Below are 14,499 nucleotides of genomic sequence, written 5' to 3'. Positions count from 1 at the left end.
TTGCCCATGTATCTAGCCCCATCAATCTCCCCAGATTCTAACCCGAGGAGCTTTTCCCGTTCGATTCCCTTTTATGCAAAATTCCCCCATCCCTTCCCCTTGGCAATTCATCAAGGAAAACATCCCCCTGCTCATGGTGGCCCTGGTGCTGGCCCTGCTGCTGCGTTTCTTTGTGGCGGAACCCCGCTACATTCCCTCCGATTCCATGTTGCCCACCCTCGAACAAGGCGATCGCCTGGTGGTGGAGAAGGTGTCCTACCATTTCCATCCACCCCAGGTGGGGGACATTATTGTGTTCCATCCGCCGGAGTTGCTGCAAGTACAAGGCTATGATCTAGGGCAGGCATTTATTAAACGAGTCATTGCGTTGCCGGGGCAAACAGTGGAAGTTAACAACGGCATTGTTTACCGGGATGGGCAACCTTTACAGGAAGAATATATTTTGGAGCCGCCCCAATATAATTTGCCCGCAGTGCGGGTGCCGGACGGTCAGGTGTTTGTCATGGGGGATAACCGCAACAACAGCAATGATTCCCATGTATGGGGATTTTTACCCCAGCAAAATATCATCGGCCATGCCCTATTTCGTTTTTTCCCCGCCAGCCGTTGGGGCCAACTGGGTAGCTTCACCTTTGTCCCAGCCCGTACCATCATCAATACCTAATACCCGACACCCGGTGGACAAGGCCCATTTCCCCGGTGATCAACCTTTGGTCGGCCCAGGGTTCGTCAATGGTGTTAGGATCTGCTGAGAAGAAGAAACGTCATAGCACATAAGGAAAACACGTTAAATGCAAGAGTTTGACAAGTCCATATCCTTCGACGGACGGGATATAAGACTCAAAATGGGAACCCTAGCCCCCCAAGCAGGAGGTTCAGTCCTCATTCAATCCGGCGATACAGCGGTGTTGGTCACGGCGACCAGAGCTAAAGGAAGGGATGGCATTGATTTTCTACCCTTAACGGTGGACTACGAAGGACGACTCTATGCCGCAGGCCGTATTCCGGGCGGTTTTTTGCGGCGGGAAGGCCGACCCCCAGAAAAGGCCACATTAATCAGCCGCCTCATTGACCGTCCTTTGCGTCCCCTATTCCCCCATTGGCTGCGGGATGAACTGCAAATAGTAGCCACCACCCTCTCCATGGATGAGGAAGTGCCCCCCGATGTGTTAGCGGTGACCGGGGCTTCCGTGGCGGTCATCCTGGCCCAAATTCCTTTCAAAGGTCCCATGGCCGCTGTGCGGGTAGGTTTAGTAGGGGATGATTTCATTATTAATCCCACCTATCGGGAAGTCCATAACGGAGATTTGGACCTGGTGGTGGCCGGTACCCCCGCCGGTATTGTCATGGTGGAAGCTGGGGCGAACCAGTTGCCGGAACAGGACATCATCGAAGCAATTGATTTTGGCTATGAAGCAGTGCAGGATCTGATCAACGCCCAGCGGGAATTGATGACAGACCTGGGCATTACCCTGGCCACTTCCGAGCCGCCCCCGGTCAATACCGCCGTGGAAGAGTTCATTGCAAACAGAGCCTCTAAAAAAATCATCACCGTGCTCGGTCAATTTGACCTGGGTAAAGATGGTCGGGATGCCGCCCTCGATGAAATTAAAGCCACCGAAGTGGAAACGGCGATCGCCGAATTACCAGAAACCGATCCCGTTAAACAAAGTGTAGAAGAAGACCCCAAACTAGTCGGCAACCTCTACAAAGCATTGACCAAAAAGTTAATGCGGAAACAGATTGTTGATGATGGAGTACGGGTAGACGGCCGCAAACTCGAACAGGTACGCCCCATTAGCTGCGAAGTCGGTTTTCTACCCCGCCGGGTCCATGGCAGTGGACTGTTTAACCGTGGTTTAACCCAGGTGCTCTCCCTGGCTACCCTTGGTTCCCCCGGCGATGCCCAAGATTTAGCGGATGACCTCCATCCCGAGGACGAAAAACGTTATCTGCATCACTACAACTTCCCCCCCTATTCCGTCGGTGAGGCCCGCCCCATGCGCTCCCCTGGCCGCCGAGAAATTGGCCACGGTGCTCTTGCTGAACGGGCCATCATACCAGTGCTCCCCCCCCAGGAAGACTTTCCCTATGTGGTACGGGTTGTGTCGGAAGTGCTGTCTTCCAACGGTTCCACTTCCATGGGATCCGTTTGTGGCTCCACCCTTGCTCTCATGGATGCGGGGGTACCGATTAAAAAACCCGTTAGTGGCGCCGCCATGGGTTTAATCAAGGAAGGGGATGAAATTCGCATTCTCACCGACATTCAGGGCATTGAAGATTTCCTTGGCGACATGGATTTCAAAGTAGCTGGTACCGATTCCGGTATTACCGCCCTGCAAATGGATATGAAAATTGATGGTCTGAGCATGGAAGTGGTGTCCAAAGCCATTATGCAAGCTCTCCCCGCCCGACTCCATATCCTCGACAAAATGTTGGCGACGATCCGGGAACCCCGTCCTGAGTTGTCTCCCTTTGCCCCCCGGTTGTTAACCCTGAAAATTGAGCCGGAACACATCGGCATGGTTATTGGGCCCGGTGGTAAAACCATTAAGGGCATCACCGAACAAACCAGTTGTAAGATTGACATTGCCGACGACGGTACCGTCACCATTGCTTCCAGTGAAGGGGAACGGGCAGAACGGGCGCGGCAAATGATTTATAACATGACCCGCAAACTCAACGAAGGGGAAGTGTACCTCGGTCGGGTAACCCGCATCATTCCCATTGGTGCCTTTGTGGAAGTGCTACCTGGAAAAGAAGGCATGATCCACATTTCCCAGCTAACGGAAGGCCGGGTTGGCAAGGTGGAAGATGAAGTGGGTGTGGGCGATGAGGTCATTGTCAAAGTACGGGAAATTGACAGTAAAGGCCGCTTGAACCTCACCCGCTTGGGCATTCACCCCGATGAAGCAGCGGAAGCCCGTCGTAACGCTAGCCGGGGTTAATTGTTAGTCAAAGACCATTAAAACTCTGTATTATTCCCCTAAGATTCGATATCTTGGGGGATTTTTTGCTCATTTTGTAAATTTCTGGCAAATTCTATGACTTTTCCCAGCAAGCATAAACAAATTGGCGTAGCGGTAATTATTAATGACCAAGGTGAAGTATTGATCGATCGCCGTCCGGTGGGAGGTTCCTTTGGGGGGCTATGGGAATTTCCTGGGGGCAAACTAGAGCCGGGGGAAACGGCGGCTGAATGTATTGTCCGAGAAGTGCGGGAGGAAATTGCCATTGAAGTGGCGGTGGGGGAATCTCTGATCACCATTGACCATAGTTATCCCCAGGTGCGCCTAACTCTCTACGTCCATCTCTGTCAATATCTCTCGGGGCAGCCCCAAACCATTGCCTGTGAAGAAATCCGCTGGGTGGCGATCACCGATTTGGGCGAGTACCGTTTTCCCAAGGCTAATGGGGAAATTATCCAGGCCCTACGCCAAAAGTTTCTCAGTTGACCGGGCTACTCAATCTGGGTTTTCAATAATTTTGCGGCAAAAAAGCGGTCGGTGTAGAGGAGTCGCACCATACTGCCTTAATCCTTGACGATGTTTGGCCGTACCATAACCCTTATTGCTGGCCAGGTCGTAGCCAGGAAAGCGTTCTGCTAAACGGGTAATTAAAGTATCCCGCCACACCTTAGCCAAAATGCTGGCAGCACTAATTAGTAAAGATTTTCTATCCCCCCCCGTAACGGCCATTTGGGCCATGGCAATGTGGGGTAAAGTATCCCGCCCGTCCACCAACACCCAGGCCGGCATAACAGGCAATTTTTGCACCGCCCTTTCCATGGCCAACAGACTGGCTTGACGAATATTAACCCGGTTAATGGTGGGCACATCGGCAAAGCTAATGCCATAGCTATGGACATAATCGGGCAGTGCCTGGGCTAACTGGGAACGATGTTGGGGAGAAAGCTGTTTACTATCCTTTACCCCCAAGGCCTGCAATTGGTTAATGGCTTCGATGGGCACTAGCACCGCCGCCGCCACCACTGGCCCGAATAAAGCGCCTCGCCCCACTTCATCCACCCCCGCCACCAGGCGATCGCCACCTAATCCTTGGCTTTCTTGCCACCATTGGCGATCGTTGTAGTCACTGGAGGGGTGAATCAAGCTAATACCTACTCCGCTGAAGAACGCCGCCGTCTTCTGCCAGGACGTTTTTTTGTTTCTATGGGAGCAGACTCCTCTGCCACCGGAGCGGCTGGAGTTTCATCATCAAGTTGGGGTAAGACAACCTGTTCCGGCTCAACCGTTTCCTCCCTTGGTTGCTCAATAACCGGGGTTGGGGCTGTGACCTCAGATACAATTGTCAACCCATCACTGGGGACGTTATCCCCGTTGTCTCCATTGTCCACCGTTGTAATAACAGCATTAACCAGACTGCCACTACCGTTAGTGTTTCCCTCCAAGGCCGCTCCCGCCGTAACCACCGAAACCATAAAGGAGCGGGGGTCTTGATCAGCGTACTCCGTTTTGATTAGGGGAGAAATTCCCATACGAGCATAAATATCCTGCTCCAACGTTGTCATGGCGACATCGACCGGAACCAAGGTTTTTTCCACTCGACGGGAAGGCCGTTCACGGCGGGGAGGAGCAGTGCCCGTCACTTTCTCCTTAGTGGGGCTGGGGCTGGGACCCTTACTACGGGAAATTCCCACAGATTTAATATTTTCCTTTTCAGAAAACTCCGAGCCTCGACGGCGACGACGACGACGGTTACTATCCCGATCGCCCTGCTCTTGATAATTAGGATGGAAAAGTAAGTCCAGGGGGCTAGATATTTTTGCTTCTTCCTTCTTGGGCAGGTCATTGACCTTGGCAACGGGGGGAGAGAGAATCGGTTTTTCCACCAACCGGGGGGGAATGCTACTGTTGACCGCTGTGGGGGACAGGGAAACAAAACCCTTCTCGCCAGGGAGTTCCACCAAATGTCCTAAACCACCACACTCAGGACAAGGCTGTCCAAATAGTTCATACAAATTTTGTCCCTGGCGCTTACGGGTCAACTCCACTAGTCCCAACTCCGTCAACTGGGCGATCTGGGGCCTGGCCTTATCCGTTTCCAAGCAGCGGTTAAAATGCTCCAAAAGTTGCAACTGGTCCTTATGGGAATCCATATCAATGAAATCGATAATGATCACCCCGCCAATATTTCTCAGTTTCAACTGACGCGCAATTTCCGTCGCCGCTTCATAGTTAGTCCAGAGCACCGTTTCCCGGGAATTGGCCGAATGGGTAAAGGAACCAGAGTTAACGTCAATTACCGTCAAAGCTTCCGTCGGCTCAATGATTATATAACCCCCCGAAGGCAGATCCACCCTGGGTTTAAGGGCTTCCCGGATAGTGGCATTGACCCGGAAATACTCCAGAATACTGAGGGATTCCCGGTGACAATCAATTAAAACTCCCTCCGGCAAACGACCTTGATCCCAGTTCATCAACTGTTGTTTAATCCGTTTCATCCCCGCCGGGGTATCCACCACAATGCGATTCACTTCGCTGGAGTACATATCCCGCAGCACTCGCTTGATGAAATCATCATCCCGGTCCAGAAGCATGGGGGCACTACGGGTCATGGCCTGTTGTTGCACCAATTCCCATTGTTTTTGCAGATTTTCCAAATCTTCGATAATCGCATCTTCCGGCACATCTTCCGCTTCAGTCCGCACTAGCAGTCCCATGCCCGGTGGCTTGATTAACACAGCCAAAGCCCTCAAACGACTGCGTTCCTCCTCCCGGTTAATCCGACGGGAAAGATTCACTCCCCGGCCATAGGGCATCAACACCATATAACGCCCCGGCATACTGATATTTCCAGTTAGGCGGGGGCCCTTATTGCCGGTGGGTTCCTTCATCACCTGCACCAACACTCTTTGTTGAGGAGATAAAAGTTCAGAAATGGAACCGGCGGTGCGCCTTAATCTAACTGGGCCGAGGTCACTGACGTGGATAAAGCCATTTTTTTCGGTGTCCCCAATGTTAATAAAAGCGGCGTCAATGCTGGGCAGAATATTGTCAACTAAGCCTAAATAAATATCTCCCACCTGTTGGCTGCCCGTGGACACCACCAATTCTTGAATTTGATCCTTCCAAAAAACAGCAGCAACCTGATGTTTTTCAGCAATGACAATTTGTTTTGGCATAAATATATTCCTCAAAAGGCCATCCCAAAGCGGTCCCAGTGGTGTGGACAGGGGCAAGGTGGCCTACAGAAAAATGTTGTAATGTTGGACATTGGGTAAACTGAATATTTTCCTCTCTAGGGTCAACCTACCCTCTGGCCCAGTGAACTATTCCCGTCATCTCAGTTGCTATAGTTGTGACCGTTTTTTGCCACCCCAGCTGCCCGATTGGGGGTGAACAGGGACCTTTGGGGGACAGGGGTTACAGTCAGCTTGCTGGAGAAAGCCGTAGATATTCCCAGGGAAACTCCCAGGGGACAGCCGCCCATCGCACGGACGGGGGAGATAGATAGGCAAGAGTATTGGAGGCAGTTTAAGACGGAAAAAACTATCTGTTTTTCTTCACCGCAAGAACGACAACCGGTAACGATTAGAAAAGAAGAATCGGGGGCTGCTTACGGCGATTCACTACAGGGGCATAACTTTTGCTGGTTATCCCTGGATCAACGTCAATGATTCCATTGGACGTCAAGCCTGAGGGGTTGGAGTCCCCCCAAAATATCCCGGGCATTGTCAAAAAATAAACCTAATACCCAAGGAATTTAAACTGAATATAACCTGAAATGGTAGCCTTTAGCAAGAAAGCCCAGCCCCCAAGCTAACTGCCTAAACTGCCCGATGGCGGTCTACCTTATTCAAAGCCGCCTCTAATCCTTCATCTAGGGCCCCATCCCCCACAATAGACCGTACTCCTTCCAGGGTGGAAAGAATGTTACGGGGATCAAGGAACATCACTTTGCTACTGTCACTACTACCAATGGTGGTGCCCATATTGAGATATTGCTGGGCCAAAAGGAATTGCAACGCTTCCCGAGCATGGTTATCAGAACTCAATTTTTCCGTAAGGATACTGAGGGCCTCCGCTGTAGCCTTAGCTTCCAACACTTTTTTCTGTTGTTCCGCTTCTGCATTGAGGATAGCCGCTTTTTTCTTAGCCTCCGCTTCTAACACCCGAGCTTGGGCATCCCCCTGGGCGGAGTTGATGGCAGAATCCCGTTGACCTTCGGAAGTGAGAATAGCCGCCCGTTTTTTTCTCTCTGCGGTCATTTGCAGTTCCATGGAATCCAACACTGCTTTAGAAGGCATAATGTCCCGTAATTCCACCCTAGTAACCTTCACCCCCCAAGGGTCGGTGGAAATATCCAGTTCCCGCAGTAGTAATTCATTAATTTCCGTCCGGGCAGTGAAGGTTTGGTCCAACTCAAGCTTGCCAATTTCAGAGCGGATTTGGGTCAACACCAAGTTCACCATGGCGGACTGTAAATTTTCCACCTTGTAATAAGCTTTCTCCATATCGATAATGCGCCAATAGACCACAGCATCGGCGGTGATGGCCACGTTGTCTTTGGTAATACAGGATTGGGGGGGAATGTCGATGACTTTTTCCCTGGTGGTTTGCTTAAAAACGACCCGATCCAAAATAGGAACCGTAAAATTCAGCCCTGGGGTAAGTTTTTTGTTATAACTTCCTAGGCGTTCCACTAGGTATTCATTTTTTTCGTTAACAATTTTGACGGATGTACCGATCGCCGATCCGAAGAAGACGAGAAAGAAGAGAAAAAAGGCTTCCATGGTTTAGCTCCGCTGTGACTGGGAAAAAGGTCAATGTTTAGTAAAACCAACAATAAATTCAGTAAAAGAGCGGTAACGAATAGTTAACTTCCCTATATGGAAAGGCTAGAGTTGAATTTGGAATTGATCGAGGGAGGGCTGGAATGGCTCGTCTTGATCCCCCGGAAGGGCCTGGCTTGGTAAATCCTGAATGTGAATTTCTTGGCGTTGCTGTTCATTGAGGGTGATCGGCGCGAGGGTCCCTTCTCCACTGTTCAACTGATACGCCTCCGAAACCAGTGCACTGGGGCAACATTGGGGATCTCCCGGCTGGTGCTTCAAGATGTTGAGACGGATTTGCCCATTTTTAACCACTAAACTTTGCACCCGCACCCGATCGCCAAGGAAATAGGTGTCAGGGTTAGTGGGGGAACCATCGGGCTCCACGGTCACCACCGCTAGATAGATCAATTCGTCGGCACTAACTACACTCTGTCGGCGGAGAATCACCGCCCCATCCTGGTCGCCGTCTTGGTCCACATCCCCAATGGCAATGGGCTTGATCAGATTAAGGCTAAAAGTTCCCCCAGCGAACACACCATTGTTAAGGGAATATGTACCTTGGTCGGGAATGGTGTAGCTCAGGTTTTTTAAAACGTCCACCGTCAAAGGGGAAACTCCATTCTGGGCGATCGCCAGGGGGGGGGCCGAAGGGACGGCCGTCGCCACGGATACCAGGGACTCTCCCCCCATTAGGGCAGTGAGTAAACCCAAACTTAGTGAACCTATCCTATTAGCCATTGTCTCAATCCTTTTGGCAATTTCTCTCAACATTGTGCCCAGACAGAAGCACTTTCCTAGGACAGAAGGACAGTTTAACAGTGGTTTTTGTTGCCCTCCTTTCCATTCTAACGGCATGGTAGCACGACCTCTAGGGACAGTAGGAGGGGAACGTTCGTGATGAGCATCTGCTCCACCGGTCCCTTTGTTAAGCTGTAGAATTGCCTAAACTGTCCTGCCATCTAGTGTCTATGGTTGTCGATTCTGTGCCCGATTCATCTACTTTTGTGGGAAAAACCATTCGTCCCGTGGCCGCTGTTTCCATCCATGGCATTGTCTTCGATGGAGAGCGTCTCTTGGCTGTGGACAGCAAAAATGGTTATCTGTTGGAAATCGATCCCTACACCAACAACACTAAGTTGCTCAATGGCCAGTACTGGCAGGAATTCATCGGGGCCACCGGCCTGGCGATCGCCGACAGGCAGTTATGGTTTAGCTCAGGACAGTATGTGTACACCTGTAATCTGGAGGGGCCAGACCTCAAGCCCGAGGTATTTGCTTGGTTTGATGACCCAGTCAATGGGGTGGCCATCTGGGAAAGCACTGTGTACATCACCTGCCATAAACGGGGCCACATCTGGGTCTATGGCCGGGATACCCGCAAGCTAGTGGCGACTTTTTACAGTCCCGGCATTGGGGTGGAAAACATTACCGTGCGGGGGGAAGAACTGTGGGTCTGTGACAGTGCTGAACAGAGTGTCTATTGCCTCGACCGGGCCACCGGGGAAATTAACTTTAGCCTGATTACCCCCTTTGAAAGCCCCACTGGCCTGGCTTTTTATGATGATCAAGCCGTAGGGAAAGCGACCCTCTATGTGGCCTACGTACAACAGGAACCCTACGTCCGGGACAATCCCAACGCCGATCCTAACCATGAGTTGATGTATCGGGAGACCACCTTCATCCATCCCCTCTATTTCTATAACGACCCCCACCAGTGCTGTGCCTTTTCCAACGGTTACCTGGTGGAGATGCGTTACGTTGAGGAGCTGGCCCCCCTGGACCCCGTTGATTTAAAACAAGTGGAATGGCGCATGGCTCTACCGGCGGTCACCCCCCGCCAAAGAATTCGCAAAATTGAATCGGTGGGTTTACCCTTTAGCCGCATTGATGATGTCAACGGTCAAAAGGTGGCGGTGTTTGAGTTTGACCAGCTTGATTTAGATAGTCGGGCCGTGTTTGGCTGGCGGGTGGAAATGGAAGTATGGGGCATTAAATATCGCCTGAAACCCAGTGATTGTGAGCATCTTCCCGCCTTACCTGAGGGTTTTGCCGACCGTTACCTGGTGGATAACGACAACCTCAGCATGGAAACGGACATTATTATCCGGGCGGCGGCCGAGGCGATCGGTCGGGAAACCAACCTCCTCCGCCAAATGTTCAATATCCGGAACTATGTCTACGATCGCCTTTCCTACGGCATAAAACCTCATATTGATACCCCTGACTTAGCTCTCCGCCGGGGGGTCGGTTCCTGTGGGGAATATGTGGGAGTTTTGTTAGCCCTAGCTCGTTTGAATGGCATTGCTTGCCGCACCGCTGGCCGCTATAAATGTCCACCCCATCCCCTCCAGCGTAATTTGCCTATGGAGCCGGACTTCAACCATGTTTGGTTTGAATTTTATTTACCTGGCATTGGTTGGTTGCCCATGGAATCTAACCCCGACGACACCAATGACGGTGGCCCGTACCCCACCCGTTTCTTTATGGGTTTGGCTTGGTACCATGCCGAAACCGCCAAGGATGTACCCTTTGAGCAATTATTGAGTCAGGGCATTCCCGTCAATAAGCAGGTGGTTTCCATTGGTGAGTTGGCGATTAATCATGTGCAGTTCACCATCCTGGAGGAATTAGACCCGGCGGCGCATTTGGCCCATTAATTCAGCTCTGATAAGAGAGAAACTTCGTCTACGATCCATGGCTAAGGGCTGGGAATAGCTCAGCGCCTGTCAATACCAGGTATTTGTGCAGGGGTTGGGGTCAAACCAATGTTAAGGTGGTTCACTGTCATTAGCGTAGGCTTCAGGGGCTAAACCATGGAGGGTAATAGCGTCGTAACTCCAGAAATCGAAAGATTGATCCAAGCGGTGGAAACCGCAGACTCGGCAGCCAAATTAGTGGGGGCTGTGCGGGCTTTGGCGGCCACCCGATCGCCGTTGGCAGTGCCCCAATTAACCACGGTGTTGCGCTACAACAATCCAGGGGCAGCGGTGGCGGCGGTGGATGGGCTGATCCAAATCGGCGATGCGGCCATGACTCACTTGCTGGCCAATATGGATGGCTACAATTATGGCGCTAGGGCCTGGGCCACCAGAGCCTGTGCTGGCATCGGCGACCCCAGGGCATTGGCCCTATTGCAGGAAGCGGCCCTGACGGATTTTGCCTTGAGTGTGCGGCGGGCGGCGGCCAAGGGACTGGGTTTTCTCCGTTGGCAATCCCTACCCCAGGAAGAACAAGAGACAGTACAAAAAGCCATTTACGACACTCTGATCCAAGTTTGTGAAGATCCTGAATGGGTGGTACGCTACGGGGCGATCGCCGGTCTGGAAAATTTAGCCAAGCAGGCCCAGCATTACCGCCAACCCCTAAAGGATTTTCTCCAGTCTTTTGTAGAACAAGAACCAGAGGCGATCGTGGGGGAACGCATCCTTTGGACCCTGGAAAACATCGGCCCAATCTAGGCTTTTAGAGCACCTCTAGACGTCACTTTGATAGATTGTCAAAACCTGGACCCAGATTAGCCATACACTGGAACGAAAAATTTCCTATTTACTCTATCCAGCAAAGATGGCCATTAACACTTTTACTATTATTAGTTTTATTGCTCTAGGTTTAATAGCCGGCTTTGCCAGCGGCCTGATTGGTATCGGCGGTGGATTGATCATTGTGCCAGTGCTAGTATTCGGTTTTGGTTTTAGCCAACATTTAGCCCAGGGCACCACCCTCGCCCTCATGGTGCCTCCCATTGGTTTAGCGGCGGCCTGGACCTACTACCAAAAGGGGGACGTGGACATCAAAGTGGCGGTACTAATTTGCCTGGGATTTGTGCTTGGTAGTTTGTTTGGCGCTAGGGTAGCCACCAATATTTCTAACGAATTACTGGGGCGGATTTTTGGGGGAGCAATGTTAGTCATTGCCCTGAAAATGATTTGGGGCAAATAGTTTTAGACGGCGGTAATGTTCCTGGGGTGAACTTTAAAATATTTCTTGAAATTCTTACCCATATCAAATTCTTCGTTGTAAAGAGACAAGATTTCCCAATGTTGAAACCTGCAAAATTTAGCCCATGGCCTCCGCTGTTACCTGCTCAATAATATCCGCCGCTTTAGTAAGACCTCCAGCAGTTTTAATTGCTTGTTGAAGCTGGAGAGTATTTCTTTTATAAGAATCTTCAGTGAGGACTTTTTCAAGGGCTGCCCGCAGATTGTTCGTATTCAATTTACTCAAGGGAATAAATTCCCCCACTCCAGCCCAGGCAATTCTGGCCGCTACTCCCGGTTGATCATTGGCAATGGGAATGGCCACCATGGGTACTGCATTATTGAGGCATTCCAACGTGGTGTTGAGCCCAGCGTGGGTAATGGTAAGGGCTGTTCTTTGCAGAAGTTCCAGTTGGGGAGCGTAATTAACAACGAGGGGATTACCAGGTAGTGCGGGCATTGATTCTAGCTTGGCTCCCCCCAGGGAAATAATCAATTGGGCATCCAAATCCATACAGGCTTCGGCAATGATTTTAAAGGTGCTCATTAACTGATTTTGAATAGTACCAAGGGAGGCATAAATTATGGGCTGATCGGTCAATTGCTCCCAAGGAAAATCAGCTATATCTCGCCCCACATTGCTGTGAAAAGGGCCAGTGAAATGGAAACGGCTTGGTAAACATTCCCGAGGAAATTCAAACGCTGCCGGTTGCTGACTAATTTGTGCTAGTGGGGAATAACGGTCATTGGGGCTAGATTGGGCGGGTAAATTCCAACGCTGACGATAGTCATTAATTAACGCTGTAATCGGTTTAGTGGCCCGATTTAAAAGTCCATAGCCAAGGCGATTCCGCAATTGTCCCAACCAGCTAGGATCATATGGCCAAGGGGTGGCATAGGGCGGTATGGTGGGCTCTCGATTAAGTACGACAGCGCTACATATACTGATGAAGGGAATACCCAGGCGATCGCCAATGGTGCCCCCTTCTTGGGAAACTTGATCAACTAATAAAACTTCCACACCGGCTTTGGCCATGACCCCAGGGGCTTCCTCAAAGAAGGCCGCCGCTTTCTGGGTGATTTTGGCCACAGTGTATTGCAAAGCTTTAATGCCACTGAGTTTGCCCAACTCAGCCATAAATTCTGCCTGGGCTCCCAAGGGAAATTCCGTTGTGGCGATCGCCTGAAAATTCAAACCGGCCGCTAGGGTTTTGGCTTGGGCATCTAGCACCCCAAACATGGTCACAGTATGACCCCGCTGTTGCAGTTCCTTACCCAAGGGCAACATGGTATTGAGATGACCCGTCGTTGCTGGACAGAGCAAACCAAAGTGAGTCATAGCAAACAAGAGTTAGGGAACAAATGGGGGGATAATTGGCTATGGACAGGACTATAGGGCTCCGGCGGCGGTTTTATCCAACACTGTGCCCAAATGGCCCATCAAATTAATGGCTTGAATAACTGGGGGCTTATCTAGACCCTGGGGATAGTCAATGACGCTCACCCCGCCATTACCCTGTTTAACTTGCCAAAAGTGAGCGGGAGTAAGACCCAACAAATAAGCCAAAATCACCTTGTTGATGGCATCATGGGCCACCACAATGCCCACTGTGGAACCATCCCCCTGGCTATAGAATTTGACCCGGTCCTGCCAACAGGCGATCGCCCGGTCCCAGACCTGTTGTAAATTTTCCCCTTCCGGCATCTGCACTGTGGCGGGGGCATCTTTCCACTGTTGCAATAATCCGGGATATTCCGCTTCAATTTCCGTTTCTAGCTTGCCTTCCCACAGGCCATGGCAAATTTCCGCCAATTCCGGCTGTAAATCCAACTCTATGCTTGGGTGATATTGCAGAATAATCTCCGCCGTTTCCTTGGGCCGAGCCATGGGACTGCTAATGCCTAGGTTAATGGGCACATCTTTGAGGAATTCCGCCGCTTTTTGGGCTTGATGGCGGCCATTGTCATTGAGGGGAATATCCCGAATACCTTGGAACCGTCCTTCCCGATTCCATTGGGTTTCCCCATGGCGGATAAGCAGTAACCGCAGACGATTATTATCCTTGCGGGGAGGTGGCAGAGGTACCCCCATATGGGCGGTTTGATTCAAGGATTCCAGTTGCACCGGATCGCCCCAGCCACCACTAAAATTCAACACATTAATATTGCAGTTGGACTGTTGCAGGCGTTGGTAATGGGAAGCGGGCATACCAATGGCGCTCATTAACAGGCAACGATTGATGCCATTGTGGGCCACAATCAGCAGGGTTTGTCCCGCCGCATCGGTTAACACATCCTGCCAAAATCTTTGGGCCTGGGCATAGAGAGCCGCAACGGGGTAATATTCCGCTCCATCTACGGTCATGGCCAATTGATCCGGTGCTTCGTGCCAGAGACGATATTGTTCGGGATATTGGTGGGCCACATCGTCTTTGGTCATTTTTTCCCAGAGGGGCAGATTGACCTCCAACAAGTTTTCGCTGGGAATCAACTCCGGGGGGTGGGCGAAACTGGCTTGGATAATTTGGGCCGTTTCCTTGGCCCGGCGTAGGGGACTGCAATAGATTTTGTCGATCGCCAGGGAATTGAGGGTTTGCCCGACTTTTTGGGCATCGGCTTTGCCCTTATCGGTGAGTACCGATAGATTACTGCGCCCTTGAATCCGTTTTTCTGCGTTGTAGGTGCTCTGCCCGTGGCGAACAATGATGACCCGAGTAGCCAATC

General features: G+C 51.1%; 12 protein-coding genes. 6 read left to right on the top strand and 6 right to left on the bottom strand.

Features of this window, described 5'->3' with window-relative positions; translation table 11 throughout:
- Window positions 1-73 precede the first annotated feature (73 nt).
- The 3 genes from lepB to mutT all read left to right on the top strand — a co-directional run bounded on the left by lepB (window position 74) and on the right by mutT (window position 3,455).
- Entirely contained in the window at window positions 74-664 is a 591-nt protein-coding gene (gene lepB, locus C7I86_RS00435) for a signal peptidase I (protein WP_010871290.1), read from the top strand.
- A gap of 127 nt (window positions 665-791) precedes the next feature.
- Window positions 792-2,948, top strand: a complete 2,157-nt coding sequence (locus C7I86_RS00430; protein WP_010871289.1) for a polyribonucleotide nucleotidyltransferase — start codon at window positions 792-794, stop codon at window positions 2,946-2,948.
- A 96-nt stretch (window positions 2,949-3,044) separates the two neighbouring features.
- Window positions 3,045-3,455: an 8-oxo-dGTP diphosphatase MutT gene (mutT, locus tag C7I86_RS00425; RefSeq protein WP_010871288.1), complete on the top strand. Its 411-nt coding sequence runs from the start codon at window positions 3,045-3,047 to the stop codon at window positions 3,453-3,455.
- A gap of 9 nt (window positions 3,456-3,464) precedes the next feature.
- Here the strand turns inward: mutT and C7I86_RS00420 are convergent, their stop codons facing one another.
- The 4 genes from C7I86_RS00420 to C7I86_RS00405 form a co-directional block, all read right to left on the bottom strand.
- Window positions 3,465-4,037: a ribonuclease HII gene (locus C7I86_RS00420; protein ID WP_010871287.1), complete on the bottom strand. Its 573-nt coding sequence runs from the start codon at window positions 4,035-4,037 to the stop codon at window positions 3,465-3,467.
- Window positions 4,038-4,120: 83 nt separating this feature from the next.
- Window positions 4,121-6,145 carry an Rne/Rng family ribonuclease gene (locus C7I86_RS00415; RefSeq protein ID WP_010871286.1) on the bottom strand — a complete coding sequence of 675 codons (2,025 nt, stop codon included), beginning with the start codon at window positions 6,143-6,145 and terminating at the stop codon, window positions 4,121-4,123.
- A gap of 645 nt (window positions 6,146-6,790) precedes the next feature.
- Complete coding sequence (locus C7I86_RS00410; protein ID WP_010871285.1) at window positions 6,791-7,756, bottom strand: SPFH domain-containing protein; 966 nt, start codon at window positions 7,754-7,756, stop codon at window positions 6,791-6,793.
- 105 nt (window positions 7,757-7,861) lie between these two features.
- Window positions 7,862-8,536 (bottom strand): hypothetical protein, encoded by a 675-nt coding sequence (locus C7I86_RS00405; protein WP_020861356.1) that lies wholly within the window; start codon window positions 8,534-8,536, stop codon window positions 7,862-7,864.
- A 224-nt stretch (window positions 8,537-8,760) separates the two neighbouring features.
- On the opposite strand from C7I86_RS00405, the gene C7I86_RS00400 reads away from it, so the two are divergent.
- The 3 genes from C7I86_RS00400 to C7I86_RS00390 all read left to right on the top strand — a co-directional run bounded on the left by C7I86_RS00400 (window position 8,761) and on the right by C7I86_RS00390 (window position 11,737).
- Window positions 8,761-10,455: a transglutaminase family protein gene (locus tag C7I86_RS00400; RefSeq protein ID WP_010871283.1), complete on the top strand. Its 1,695-nt coding sequence runs from the start codon at window positions 8,761-8,763 to the stop codon at window positions 10,453-10,455.
- A gap of 156 nt (window positions 10,456-10,611) precedes the next feature.
- The gene (locus C7I86_RS00395; RefSeq protein WP_010871282.1) at window positions 10,612-11,256 is read left to right on the top strand and encodes a HEAT repeat domain-containing protein; all 645 of its coding nucleotides are present in this window, start codon (window positions 10,612-10,614) and stop codon (window positions 11,254-11,256) included.
- A 106-nt stretch (window positions 11,257-11,362) separates the two neighbouring features.
- The gene (locus C7I86_RS00390) at window positions 11,363-11,737 is read left to right on the top strand and encodes a sulfite exporter TauE/SafE family protein (RefSeq protein ID WP_010871281.1); all 375 of its coding nucleotides are present in this window, start codon (window positions 11,363-11,365) and stop codon (window positions 11,735-11,737) included.
- A gap of 117 nt (window positions 11,738-11,854) precedes the next feature.
- Here C7I86_RS00390 and C7I86_RS00385 read toward each other — a convergent pair whose 3' ends face one another.
- Together C7I86_RS00385 and C7I86_RS00380 are read right to left on the bottom strand one after the other, a co-directional pair.
- Window positions 11,855-13,114: a glycosyltransferase gene (locus C7I86_RS00385; protein WP_010871280.1), complete on the bottom strand. Its 1,260-nt coding sequence runs from the start codon at window positions 13,112-13,114 to the stop codon at window positions 11,855-11,857.
- 51 nt (window positions 13,115-13,165) lie between these two features.
- Complete coding sequence (locus tag C7I86_RS00380; protein WP_010871279.1) at window positions 13,166-14,497, bottom strand: histidine phosphatase family protein; 1,332 nt, start codon at window positions 14,495-14,497, stop codon at window positions 13,166-13,168.
- Window positions 14,498-14,499: the final 2 nt, after the last annotated feature.

Origin of the sequence: Synechocystis sp. IPPAS B-1465 (assembly GCF_003015225.1) — a bacterium.
Taxonomy (GTDB): domain Bacteria; phylum Cyanobacteriota; class Cyanobacteriia; order Cyanobacteriales; family Microcystaceae; genus Synechocystis.
Note: the sequence above shows the minus strand (reverse complement) of the source record. Positions and strands in the feature narration are given on the sequence as shown.

What these genes read in the sequence shown, in the direction of transcription:
- lepB (WP_010871290.1), top strand. Translation starts at nt 74, where the DNA reads ATGCAAAATTCCCCCATCCCTTCCCCTTGGCAATTCATCAAGGAAAAC.
- C7I86_RS00430 (WP_010871289.1), top strand. Translation starts at nt 792, where the DNA reads ATGCAAGAGTTTGACAAGTCCATATCCTTCGACGGACGGGATATAAGA.
- mutT (WP_010871288.1), top strand. Translation starts at nt 3,045, where the DNA reads ATGACTTTTCCCAGCAAGCATAAACAAATTGGCGTAGCGGTAATTATT.
- C7I86_RS00415 (WP_010871286.1), bottom strand. Translation starts at nt 6,145, where the DNA reads ATGCCAAAACAAATTGTCATTGCTGAAAAACATCAGGTTGCTGCTGTT.
- C7I86_RS00410 (WP_010871285.1), bottom strand. Translation starts at nt 7,756, where the DNA reads ATGGAAGCCTTTTTTCTCTTCTTTCTCGTCTTCTTCGGATCGGCGATC.
- C7I86_RS00405 (WP_020861356.1), bottom strand. Translation starts at nt 8,536, where the DNA reads ATGGCTAATAGGATAGGTTCACTAAGTTTGGGTTTACTCACTGCCCTA.
- C7I86_RS00395 (WP_010871282.1), top strand. Translation starts at nt 10,612, where the DNA reads ATGGAGGGTAATAGCGTCGTAACTCCAGAAATCGAAAGATTGATCCAA.
- C7I86_RS00390 (WP_010871281.1), top strand. Translation starts at nt 11,363, where the DNA reads ATGGCCATTAACACTTTTACTATTATTAGTTTTATTGCTCTAGGTTTA.
- C7I86_RS00385 (WP_010871280.1), bottom strand. Translation starts at nt 13,114, where the DNA reads ATGACTCACTTTGGTTTGCTCTGTCCAGCAACGACGGGTCATCTCAAT.